Genomic DNA, 12,323 nt, shown 5'->3' with positions numbered 1-12,323 from the left:
AACAGTCATGCCTAAATTTCTACAAAAACGCTGGCACGGCTATCAGACGGTCTGGGCGTTTTTACTGCTGCTGGTGCTTGTCATATGTATTTCCATGTACAACTGGGAACTGGGTGTGATAGGACTGCTGCTATCATTCTTGCTCGGCGGACTGATGCTGAAGACGGAGCTGGATTTTCGTCGGGAACTGAATCAATATATCAGTGGTCTTTCCTTCCGGATTAAGCGGGTGGAGGGAGAAGCGATCAGTACACTGCCGTTCGGTATCATTTTATACAGTGAAAATCGAACCGTAGAATGGCACAATCGCTTTGCCAGTGAGATGTTCGAGGAGCAATCGTTGATTGGAGAGCCACTTCAAGATTTGTTTCCTCAACTCGCAAATGCTCTAAGCACTAAAAAGGAAACGAAAGAGCCTGCTCGTGAACTAAAGGTGGAATTACAGCATGATGAGCGTCATTATCAGTTTCTAATCGTGCCTGATGAGCGTCTGATATATTTGTATGAAGTGACGGAGCTTGCGGTACTGCGCAAGCAGTATGAGAACGAGCGGTTGGCGCTTGGTATCGTCATGCTTGATAATATGGACGAGGCTGCTCAGGGAATGGACGATCAGCAGCGCACCGCGCTTATTGCGAAGGTTTCCAGCGAGATTACGTCTTGGGCCAATCAGTACAATATTTATTTGCGTCGGTTGTCATCTGAGCGTTATCTGATTATGCTGAATCATAAAGCACTCCAAGAACTGGAGCAGAGCCGATTCGTCATTTTGGATACCGTGAGGGAAATGACGGCGGATTTGAAAGTACCGATGACATTGAGCATTGGCTTGTCTTTCGGCGCAGAGAGTATCAAGGAGCTGGGCGAGTTGGCCCAGTCCAGTCTAGATATGGCGCTTGGACGCGGGGGGGATCAGGCAGCAGTGAAAGCGGGACAGCGCCTGTCCTTTTATGGAGGCAAGTCCAATGCTGTCGAGAAGCGTACCAGGGTGCGAGCCCGAGTCATTGCACATGCGCTGCGTGATCTGATGCAGGAGAGCGACCGCGTGCTGATTATGGGACACAAAATACCGGACATGGATGCAATAGGAGCAGCTATCGGTGTATGGAAGGCCGCGGCACTTTACAATGTAGAGGCCCATATCGTACTGGACAAATCCAATCCGTCTATTGACCGAATGATGGAGCAGGTAAACAAGGATGAGAAGCTGTCGCAAGCGCTCATGACACCGGAGCAGTCGCTTCAGGTGATGACCGAGCACAGCCTGCTGGTTGTGGTGGATACGCACAAGGCTTCAATGACGATTGAGCCTCGTCTGGTGCAGACGGCCAGCCGGGTGGTGGTTGTGGATCATCACCGTCGGGGCGAGGAATTTATTAATGATTCTGTTCTAATCTATTTGGAGCCATACGCGTCATCGGCCTGTGAACTGGTGACCGAGCTGCTGCAATATATCCATGAGAAGGTCCAGCTGACACCGCTGGAGGCAACATCACTGCTGGCGGGGATTACGGTGGATACCAAGCATTTTTCCCTGCATACAGGCTCACGTACGTTTGAGGCTGCTGGCTTCTTAAGACGTAGTGGAGCAGATACAGTCATGATCCAGCGCATGTTAAAAGAGGACCTGGATGAATATATTGCTAAGGCGGAAATTATTAAGCATGCTAAAATGATATATGGGCATATCGCAATTGCGGTGACCGAGCCCGGACAAAAAATACCGCAGCTTCTGATTGCTCAGGTGGCGGATTCATTGCTCAATATGACGGATGTACTGGCCTCCTTTGTGGTCAGTGAACGTCCTGACGGCCTGGTGGGGATCAGCGCCCGTTCACTCGGACGCATGAACGTACAGGTCGTCATGGAACGGCTAGGCGGCGGAGGACATCTGACAAACGCAGCGGTTCAGCTGGATTGCTCGCTGGAGGAAGCTAAGCGCAGAGTGGTCGACGTTCTGGCCGAAATTGATGGGGAAGAGGGGTTATTTGAATGAAAGTAATATTCATTAAAGATATGAAGGGCCAAGGTAAGAAGGGGCAGATTAAGGAAGTGTCGGACGGTTATGCAGCAAATTTCCTGTTGCCACGTGGGATTGCCCGCCCAGCAACGGAAGGAAATATGAAGACGCTGGAAAACCAAAACGCTGCTGAGGAAAAACGCAAGCAAGAGGAAAAGGAAGAGGCACAAATACTCGGCAAAAAGCTGGAAGAGACAACAATTCAGCTCAAAGCAAAGGCTGGAGAAGGTGGACGTCTGTTCGGCGCGATTACAAACAAGCAAATCGCAGAGGCTGTTGCTAAAACAGGCATCAAGCTGGACAAACGCAAAATCGAACTGGAAGAACCGATTCGTACGTTGGGCGTGACTCAAATGACCGTCAAGCTTCATCCTGAGGTCAAAGCTACGCTGAAAGTACAGGTGACTGAAGAATAATTATGGGCGGCGAATTTTTTGATCGGATTCCTCCGCAAAATCTGGAGGCTGAACAGGCGGTTATCGGGTCTATTTTGCTTCAGTCCGAAGCACTGATTACCGCAATGGAGCGGGTGCAGACCGAGGACTTTTACGATAAAGCTCATCAGATGATTTACGAAGCAATGATTGAGCTGGGTGAATCCGGACAGCCGATTGACTTGGTTACGCTGACCTCGAAAATTCAAGACAAGGGACAGCTAGAGGATATCGGTGGTGTCAGTTATCTGGCGAAGTTGGCTCACGGGGTGCCAACAGCGGCTAACGTGGATTACTATGCCCAGATCATTGAAGAAAAAGCGATGCTTCGTCGCTTGATTCGTGCAGCTACACAGATTGTGAGCGAAGGCTATAGCAGTGGCGAGGATGTCGCCGGTATGCTGAGCGATGCCGAGCGCAAGATTATGGAAATCTCCAACGGGCGCTCAGGCAGTGGCTTTATTGCCATCCGCGATGTCGTGATGGAAGTGTTTGACCGCGTTGAATTGCTGCATCAGAACAAGGGCAACACGACCGGAATTCCGTCCGGCTTTGTTGATTTGGATAAGATGACAGCGGGTTTCCAGCGCAATGACTTGATCATTGTGGCTGCTCGTCCATCTGTAGGTAAAACGGCATTTGCCCTGAATATTGCACAAAACGTTGCAGTACGGGCAAAAGAGACGGTTGCCATCTTCAGTCTGGAAATGTCGGCGGCTCAGCTCGTGCAGCGGATGATCTGTGCCGAGGCTAACTTGGACGCGAACGTCATGCGGACAGGTGAATTTAAGGGCGATGACGATTGGGCGAAGCTGACGATGGGCATTGCAGCCTTGTCAGAGGCGGAAATCTATATCGACGATACGCCCGGCATCACTGTGGCTGATATCCGAGCCAAATGCCGCCGTCTCAAGGCGGAAAAGGGACTGGGTATGATCGTTATTGACTACTTGCAGCTCATTCACGGACGCGGCAAAGCGGGCGAGAACCGGCAGCAGGAGGTATCCGAAATTTCACGGACATTGAAACAAATCGCCCGTGAACTTGAAGTGCCTGTAATTGCCCTTTCCCAGCTGAGTCGGGGCGTGGAGCAGCGTCAAGATAAGCGGCCAATGATGAGTGACTTGCGGGAATCGGGTTCCATCGAGCAGGATGCTGACATCGTTGCGTTTCTGTACCGGGATGATTACTATAATCAGGAAACAGAAAAGAAAAATATTATTGAAATTATTATTGCCAAGCAGCGTAACGGCCCGGTCGGTACGGTAGAGTTGGTATTTCTTAAAAATTATAATAAATTCGCTAATTACGAGCGTGCCCATTCGGATGCGTTCGCCGGTTAATATATTAGTATGTTTAGAAAAGGCTCTTTCGACGCGGGTATCGCGGTTTCGAGAGAGTCTTTTTTATAGAATTCATATATTTTCATAGAACGATTGAAACTCTCAATTACGAACAATACTATTTTCATGTAATATAATGTTCGCTTTTTATTTGACTTTGAAAAATGGTACTGGTACACTTATAGTGCTGCTTCAACGTAGCGGGAGATCATTACGCCCGGGGCTTTCCGAACTTGTGGAATGTCTGCGACGGACGTTTTTTCCTGCTGTCCGAGAACGCTTCATATCTGCCCGCTGAGGCGGCTGAAGCCAGATATGTGTTAGCGCGTCAGCTCAAAATCAGAGTGTCTGTGGGCACTCCACGGAGGAATGAAACATGTCAACTGTAGTCGTTGTGGGAACACAATGGGGAGACGAAGGCAAAGGTAAAATCACGGACTATCTGGCGGAAAGCGCTGAAGTGGTGGCCCGTTACCAAGGCGGAAACAATGCTGGTCATACGATTCTCATTGACGGTAAAAAGTATAAGCTGAGCCTGATTCCATCCGGCGTTTTTTATGAAGATAAAAAGTGTGTTATTGGCAACGGCATGGTAGTGAATCCAGCCGCTCTTATTGAAGAAATTACTTATATTCATGATAATGGATTTTCCACAAAAAATTTGGTCATTAGTGACCGCGCACATGTCATTATGCCTTACCATATGACGTTGGATGTGCTGGAAGAAGACCGCAAAGGTCCTAACAAAATTGGTACTACCCGTAAAGGGATCGGTCCTGCTTATATGGATAAAGCTGCACGTAACGGTATTCGTATTGCTGATTTGCTGGATGCAGAGGAATTCGAAAAGAAACTGCGCCATCTAACGAAGGAAAAGAATCAAGTGATTGAGCAAGTATACGGCGGCGAGCCGCTGGATGTTGAAGAAATATTGAAACAGTACCTGGAATATGCTGAGTTTATCCGTCCTTATGTAGCGGACACGTCTGTTGTGCTGAACGATGCAATCGACGCTAATCGTAAGGTGTTGTTTGAAGGTGCGCAAGGCGTTATGCTCGATATCGACCAAGGTACGTATCCATATGTTACGTCCTCTAACCCGTCGGCTGGCGGCGTATGTATCGGTTCCGGTGTAGGCCCGTCCAAAATTCAACAAGTGATCGGTGTAGCTAAATCATACACAACTCGTGTAGGTGATGGACCTTTCCCAACGGAGTTGAACGATGAAGTTGGCGATTACATTCGTGAAACAGGTCATGAGTACGGTACGGTTACAGGACGTGCTCGTCGTGTTGGCTGGTTTGACAGCGTCGTTGTGCGTCATGCCCGTCGTGTCAGTGGATTAACGGGTCTTTCCCTGAACTCGTTGGACGTTTTGACAGGTCTGAAAACAGTCAAAATCTGTACAGGCTACAAATATCGCGGTGAGATCATCACGCATTATCCAGCTAGCTTGAAAATGCTGGCGGAATGCGAAGCGGTATATGAGGAATTGCCAGGTTGGAGCGAAGATATTACTGGCGTAAAAACGTTGGAGGAACTGCCTGAAAATACACGCAATTACGTACAACGCGTATCCGAGCTGACAGGCATTCCAATCGCTATTTTCTCGGTTGGTCGTAACCGCGATCAAACGAACCAAGTGCTTCCAATTTATTTGTAAGACATCTATAGGATTCTATGAAGGCGTCATGCCTGTTCTAAAATATAGCTATTCCTGCACGATTAGGAGAGAGAGGTGGTTAATTCCTTTCTCTCCTTTTTTCTGTGTAGTTGTGTTTGTGCTAGTTTTACATATTCCAAGGGTTAAAAATCGTCATATCTCGTCAATACTGGTCTATATGCACTTCATGATGTACACATGGCAAGATGCGTATAAGGAGGTAACGGGATATGAGGTGGCTTGGATGGCTACTTAAAAAAGGAATGACGGTGGTGCTGGTCAGCGCGCTGACACTGGCAGTGACCGGTGTGGTCGTGAATGCCTATGTTCAATCACTGCTGCGGCAGTTTAACATTCAGCTTGATCACCAGCCGACATGGGGATGGAGTTGGCTAAAAGGCAGCGCTGGTACTGACCAAAGTACAGGCACAGGGAAGAGCAAGACGACAGGGAGCGACTCTGGAGGTGTAACACCGCCTGATAATGCTTTGCCTGTCATGGGACAGGGCTTAGAGGAAAGCGGACGTGAAGCTGGAGGCTCATCCAATGGAACGGTATCCCAGGAAGGGGCCACGTCGGCGGGAACATCAGGCAGCGAGTCGCGTCAGCAGGCAGAAGGTACAGCTACTCCCGAAACGAGTATCGAAGGTCATGATTTGGTCATTACGCCCGACCATCTGACAGAGAAAAAGAACAATTTACCGGCGGCTCAGAAGCAGGAGATTTTTACGATTCTCATGAGTAAACTACCGCCGGAGGAGATGCAGAAAATATCAGCCGCGATGGAAGGCGGCCTCACCGAGCAGGAGCTGCAAGATATTCAGCAGGTGCTTGCGAAGTATTTGACCAAAGAGGAATATAACAAGCTGATGGGTATGCTTAAATAATGCATGAATAAAACACAAGAATGTATGGGCAGTGTTAATGCTCAAAACAGGACTGTAGAATCCGCGCTAGGCGCGGATTTTTTTGCGTTCAAGGAAGTAATTGGGGTGTAGTTGAATTCTTTGTAAAAGCTATGTTAAAGTAAACTGTGTTGTGAAAAGGTTAAATTTTTGAAACCTTTTACGTAACTATGCAATGCTAGATAGCGACTATTATCATAGATAAGCTTGTAAAAGGGCTACTTTTATCATGTAAAAAAACAATAATGAACGCATTTAATAGAGATAGGATATGCTGAAAAGGAGAGAACCATGGAGGTTTCTAAGGGGAAGTTATCACCAGACCACAGGAGTGGAAATTCAAGTGTTGAGGGCAATTCTGCTGATAAAGCAGGGAAAATAGCAACATGGTGGAGCGGACGGAAAAGATGGTTAAGTTGGACGGCAGGCGGCATTGTGATTGTTGGCGGTCTTATTTTTGCTAGCAATCAGTATGTTGGAGCCAATATGGTTCCTTATTATAAAGTGTATGTTAAAGGCGTTGAGGTCGGCGGTATCCTGAATGAGCAGCAGCTTAAGCAGTTGTATACAACGAAGATCAAACAGTATAAAGACAAATATCCTGACGTGGAAATGGTGCTCAATACGAGTGCGGTAACGACGAGCACGGAAAAGGCTTATAAGGCGGATATCGACAGCGCAGCCACACTGAAGAAGCTGGATGGTATGCTGACTGCCTATGCCAAAGGAGTAGAAGTGAAGGTCAACGGACAGACGGTTGGCATTGTAAAGGATAAAGCGACAGCACAAGCGGTTTTAAAGAAAGTGCAGAAGAAATACATACCTGCGGGTGAAGGCACGGCTACAGGCATCAAGGGGCTGGTTCGCAAAACATCTGTGGGTAGTAGTCATGCTAGCGCAAGCACTAAAACGCCTAAGGCATGGCTGGAGTCTGCCAGTATCCGAGAAAAAATTGCGTATGAGCCAGTAAAAGCAGATCCCAACAAGGTGCTGACGGAGGAAGAAGCGGTTAAAGTGTTGACCGAAGGGCGTGAAGCTCCTACAACCTATACGGTGCAGGAAGGCGATTCATTGTCGTCGATTGCCACCAAGTTCAATACGACGGCTTGGGAGATTAAGCAGAACAATCCCGGTCTGCGTGAGTTGTATTTGCAAATTGGGGACGAGTTAAAGGTCACGGCTCCAAAGGTACCTGTCACGGTACGAACGGTAGAAAAGGTCGTTGAGCAGATTGCTATTGAGCCTGAGGTGGAGATTCGCCAGAGCGATGAATTGAAGGCAGGGGTTACGAAAGTCGTTAGACCGGGACAAGCAGGTCTTAAAGAGATGGACTATCGTTTGACCAAAGAGAACGGTGAAGTTATACAAGAGGAATGGCTCGGCCAAAAGGTACTGCAACCGTCTGTAACCGAGGTGGTTCTTAGAGGAACGAAGGTTATGGGAGAGGGCTCTGGACAGTTCGCTTGGCCAGTGTCCGGTGCTACGATGTCGAGCAGCTTTGGCGCACGTTGGGGACGTATGCACGAGGGGGTCGACTTGGTCGGCAGTCCTGACATTCACGCATCTGATGAGGGTGTGGTGTCTTTTGCAGGTCAGCAGAATGGATACGGCAATGTTATTATGATCGATCATGGCAACGGCTATCAGACGGTGTACGGGCATTTGAGCAGCATTGGCGTTCATGTAGGACAGGTTGTTCAACAAGGCGAGTCGATCGGAGTTATGGGGAGCACAGGACGCTCAACAGGAACGCATCTTCATTTTGAAATTCGCAAGGATAATACGGCACGCAATCCCATGACGTATTTAAGATAGATTTGATGCTTATATCGTTAGCTACATGATTGACGAAGAACAAGGAGAAAGGCCATGTTTTTCTGCATGCTTAACAGCAGGTGCAGGCATGGTTTTTTTCTGCGTAAAGAAAAAGGGTCTGGAAAAGTAATGGAATAGCGTACGGGTATGATAGAATAGAATAAGCATCTTATGGGCGCTAACAAACGAAAAGTTAATGATAGATGATGATCCGTGAGAAGAGGTGAACGCTGTATGCAGGGGACGATTCTAGTAGTGGATGATGAACAACCTATCGCTGATATTTTGAAATTTAATTTGGAAAAAGAGGGCTACGAGGTCATTTGCGCCTTCGATGGAATCAGTGCAGTGGATATTGCGGTTAAGCAACAGCCAGACCTGATTTTGCTGGACCTGATGCTGCCGGGCATGGATGGTATGGATGTATGCCGCGAGGTACGCGGACATCAGCTTCAGACGCCAATTATTATGCTGACTGCCAAGGACGGGGAAATCGACAAAGTGCTAGGGCTGGAGCTGGGCGCGGACGATTATGTGACGAAGCCGTTCAGCACACGGGAATTGCTGGCACGGGTGAAGGCACAGATGCGTAGACAGCAACGCGGCGTGGCGGGCACGCCGGAAAGCCGCCCACAGGAGGATAAGCAGGGGCTGCGCGTAGGCGATCTCTTTTTTGATGCGGATATGTATACAGCCTATAAAAACGGAACTCCACTTGACCTGACGCATCGCGAGTATGAACTTCTATATTATATGGCGAAAAATGCAGGCAAGGTCATGACTCGCGAGCATTTGCTTCAAGCGGTATGGGGATTTGAATACTACGGGGATGTGCGGACGGTAGACGTGACGATCCGGCGGCTACGCGAGAAGATTGAGGAAAACCCGAGCAAGCCGGAGACCATCCTGACACGCCGTGGCCTCGGATATATCGTTAGCGGGGGCAAAGGTGGCCTGCGGGCATGAGATGGCTGTCTTTCTTTCGCACCATTCATGCCAAGTTGATTATTATCTATGTACTACTTATTTTGGTGGCCATGCAGTTGATTGGAGTCTATTTTGTCAGCTCGATGAAGAACTCTTTGACGAGTAATTTTACGCAGGATTTGCAAGCACGGGCGGAGATGCTGTCCGTGCTGGCGGAGCAGGATCTGAGCGGCAGTGATGGCAAAATGGAAGAAGATAGCGTCGAAAGTCTGCGTGCACGCGTAAATAACTTGTTTGATTTCAGCGGCGCGGAAATTCAGGTGCTGGATGCCAGCGGCAAAGTACTGATTACTTCTCAAGGCTCCCACGCTGACTATGTCGGACGTAAAAATACGCAGACAGTGGTTAGCCGCGCCCTTCAAGGAATCCGTGATAACGAGGAATATATGGTGGACGAGGATAACGTGCGCAAGAAGGTCGTCGCCAAGCCTGTCATCAGCCAAGGCAAAATCGTCGGTGCGGTGTACATCGCTGCTTCGATGGCTGAGCTGTACGATACGATGAAACGCATTAACAATGTGTTTCTCTCAGGTATGCTGATTGCGCTCGCATTAACGGCTGTGCTGGGCGTGGTATTGGCCCACACGATTACGCATCCGATCAAAGTGATGACACGTCATGCAACAGAGGTCGCTGAGGGCAAATTTGACCAGCAGATGCCGGTGTTTGGCGAAGATGAAATCGGTAGGCTGAGCGTGGCCTTTAACTATATGACAGGACGTCTGCGTGAGGCACTGTCGCAGAATGAGGAGGAGAAGGAAAAGCTCTCCTCCATCTTGACCAATATGAGCGACGGTGTGGTCGCTACCGATGATCATGGCCGGGTCATTCTGGTCAATCGCCGGGCCAGCGCCATGCTGGGCGTGAACGAGAATGAAATGACTGGCAGACATATCGCGGTACTGCTAGGGATCGATCCGGAGGAAACCGAGGCTCTGTATAGCGGCTCGTCCGCTTCTACGCTCTTGCAGCTGGAGCCAGCCGGTCAGGATGAACCCATCGTCATCCGTGTGACCTTTACGCCAATTCATCGGCGTGAATTTGGCATTACGGGTACGATTGCCGTGCTCCAGGACGTGACAGAGCAGGAGGAAATGGAGACGACGCGACGGGAATTCGTAGCTAATGTATCCCATGAGCTACGCACACCGCTGACGACGATCCGCAGCTACGCTGAAGCGCTGGATGACGGCGCGATGGCTGAGCCGCAGCTCGCAGAGCGTTTTGTGGGTGTTATACGCAATGAGACGGAGCGTATGATCCGGTTGGTTACAGATTTGCTGCATCTATCGCGGCTCGATTCCAATGAAGCGCCTTTGCGGATGCAGCCTGCCGATGTGATGGAGATGCTGGACGAGGTCGCGGATCGGTTTTCTTTTCAGATGAAGGAAAATCACATTCGCTCAGGCATGTTCGTAGAGCAGGGGATTGGCAAGGTCGTAATCGACCGCGATCAGATTGATCAGGTGCTGGACAATCTGATGTCCAATGCATTGAAATATACGCCAGAAGGTGGAAGTATTCGGATCGAGGCTCGCCGCAACAATGAGGGCATGCTGGCTATTTCGGTGCAGGATACTGGAATTGGTATTCCCAAAAAAGATCTGGACCGGATTTTTGAACGGTTTTATCGTGTGGACAAGGCGAGATCGCGCAATATGGGTGGCACGGGACTGGGGCTGTCGATTGCCCGGGAAATTGTAAAGGCCCATGGAGGCCAGATTTTCCTGGAGTCCGAATATGGTCAGGGAACTTGTACGACTTTTACGCTGCCTATGTCGGGTGAAGGGAGGGAAGCACAGTGAAGGAACGTTTGAAGTCCTGGACGCTTGTTTTGCTGGTGGCTTCCAGCCTGGTTCAGACTTATTTTTTGATCTACCGTCTTCCGGGCAGTGATTCTGTAATCACCTCAGAAACGAACTATGTCAAAACCGAAAGCATGGGGCAGGAGAAAAAGATTGAAAATCTTGTATTCCCTGATAGGATGCTAATTCATCAAGGTGAGAAGAAACATACCGTTTTTTATCCGGGGGTTACTTTTTACGATTTAATTTATACACGGCTGGAAAGTCGAAGTTTTAACAATTTCCAACGTCGGAGTATCCAATCAGCGGACTGGGCACGGATCCGCAGTGAGAATGAGGGGATCGAACTATCATTTTCAGGCGGAGTTCCGGTTTCATTACTGGAACGGGTTATGCGTCTGACGCCGGATTCGGTGTTTCAGGGAGAGACGATTAACCGCATCTGGATCTATATCGACGAAAAGAATGCCAAGCCGCACGCGCTTTTTTTTAGTGCCAGAGGCGATGTGGTGTATGAGGCGAACCAGTTCGATATGACGGTAGAAGACATTCGGCAGCATGTGAATTTTGGGAAAAATGCTCCGTTGTACAAGCTGGTGAATAATCAGTACTACATTCCCGTGAATAACCTGGAGACTGTACAGCCTGTGGTATATGCCGGGTTGTTTACGACGGAACAGATGCAGCGAAATTTATTTTTCGATCCAGGCATTACGCGCAATATTCAGGAAAAAGATGGTTCCCAAATTTATACAGATAGCAAGCGTAGTCTACAGATCAAGCAGGATCAACGTTGGATGAGCTATACCGATCCCAGTGCACCAGGGGCAGATGGAAGCAGTCCGATTAGGGACGTATTGGCCGCAGTTGATTTTGTAAATCAGCATGGCGGTTGGGATGCTTCATATCAGATGAAATTGAGGAGCAGCGATGAAAATCGCACAAGTGTGATGTTCCAGCAGTATTATGGTGCTTATCCGGTGCTGGACACGCCATCGTTCCGCTTTGGTACGATTTCATTGCAAATCCAGCAGGAAACGGCATCTGTCTATGATCGTTCGTTGCTGTATCTCAAGGGCGGGGAGCAATCCTCGAGAAAGGTGTTGCTGCCAGGTGGCGAAGCCTTGGAGAAGCAACTGCAAATGGTAGGCGATGGCAAGTCGATTAGGGATCTGACTCCTGTATATCAGCCGGAGCTGATCAATGACGGATTGAAGCTTGTCCCTGAGTGGCGTGTTACGTTCAGCGATGGTTCTGCGGCAGAGATTCATGCTGTTCCTGTAACGACAGCATCCAATACAACACCAACGAAATCAGACCAAGAGACAAAGCGATGATAGGAAGGGGGAAC

General features: G+C 48.9%; 9 protein-coding genes. All 9 read left to right on the top strand.

What is annotated here, in order from left to right; genetic code table 11:
- Positions 1–7 precede the first annotated feature (7 nt).
- Positions 8–1,996: a DHH family phosphoesterase gene (locus ACU1JV_RS14815; protein WP_013373894.1), complete on the top strand. Its 1,989-nt coding sequence runs from the start codon at positions 8–10 to the stop codon at positions 1,994–1,996.
- Positions 1,993–2,436, top strand: a complete 444-nt coding sequence (rplI, locus tag ACU1JV_RS14810) for a 50S ribosomal protein L9 (protein ID WP_413987265.1) — start codon at positions 1,993–1,995, stop codon at positions 2,434–2,436. Before ACU1JV_RS14815 ends, rplI begins: the two co-directional genes overlap by 4 nt.
- Before the next feature lie 2 nt (positions 2,437–2,438).
- Positions 2,439–3,797, top strand: coding sequence for a replicative DNA helicase (gene dnaB, locus ACU1JV_RS14805; protein ID WP_013373892.1), 1,359 nt, complete (start codon positions 2,439–2,441; stop codon positions 3,795–3,797).
- A gap of 376 nt (positions 3,798–4,173) precedes the next feature.
- Complete coding sequence (locus ACU1JV_RS14800) at positions 4,174–5,460, top strand: adenylosuccinate synthase (RefSeq protein WP_040102464.1); 1,287 nt, start codon at positions 4,174–4,176, stop codon at positions 5,458–5,460.
- 230 nt (positions 5,461–5,690) lie between these two features.
- The gene (locus ACU1JV_RS14795) at positions 5,691–6,347 is read left to right on the top strand and encodes a hypothetical protein (protein WP_013373890.1); all 657 of its coding nucleotides are present in this window, start codon (positions 5,691–5,693) and stop codon (positions 6,345–6,347) included.
- A 309-nt stretch (positions 6,348–6,656) separates the two neighbouring features.
- Entirely contained in the window at positions 6,657–8,180 is a 1,524-nt protein-coding gene (locus ACU1JV_RS14790) for a peptidoglycan DD-metalloendopeptidase family protein (protein ID WP_413987264.1), read from the top strand.
- A 234-nt stretch (positions 8,181–8,414) separates the two neighbouring features.
- A complete protein-coding gene (yycF, locus tag ACU1JV_RS14785) occupies positions 8,415–9,146 on the top strand; it encodes a response regulator YycF (RefSeq protein ID WP_013373888.1) in 732 nt (243 codons plus the stop codon).
- Positions 9,143–10,972: a cell wall metabolism sensor histidine kinase WalK gene (gene walK, locus ACU1JV_RS14780; protein ID WP_013373887.1), complete on the top strand. Its 1,830-nt coding sequence runs from the start codon at positions 9,143–9,145 to the stop codon at positions 10,970–10,972. The genes yycF and walK overlap by 4 nt, the downstream gene beginning before the upstream one ends.
- Positions 10,969–12,309 (top strand): YycH family regulatory protein, encoded by a 1,341-nt coding sequence (locus ACU1JV_RS14775; protein ID WP_013373886.1) that lies wholly within the window; start codon positions 10,969–10,971, stop codon positions 12,307–12,309. The genes walK and ACU1JV_RS14775 overlap by 4 nt, the downstream gene beginning before the upstream one ends.
- The last annotated feature ends 14 nt before the right edge of the window (positions 12,310–12,323 follow it).

This window comes from Paenibacillus sp. T2-29 (assembly GCF_052921365.1).
Note: the sequence above shows the minus strand (reverse complement) of the source record. Positions and strands in the feature narration are given on the sequence as shown.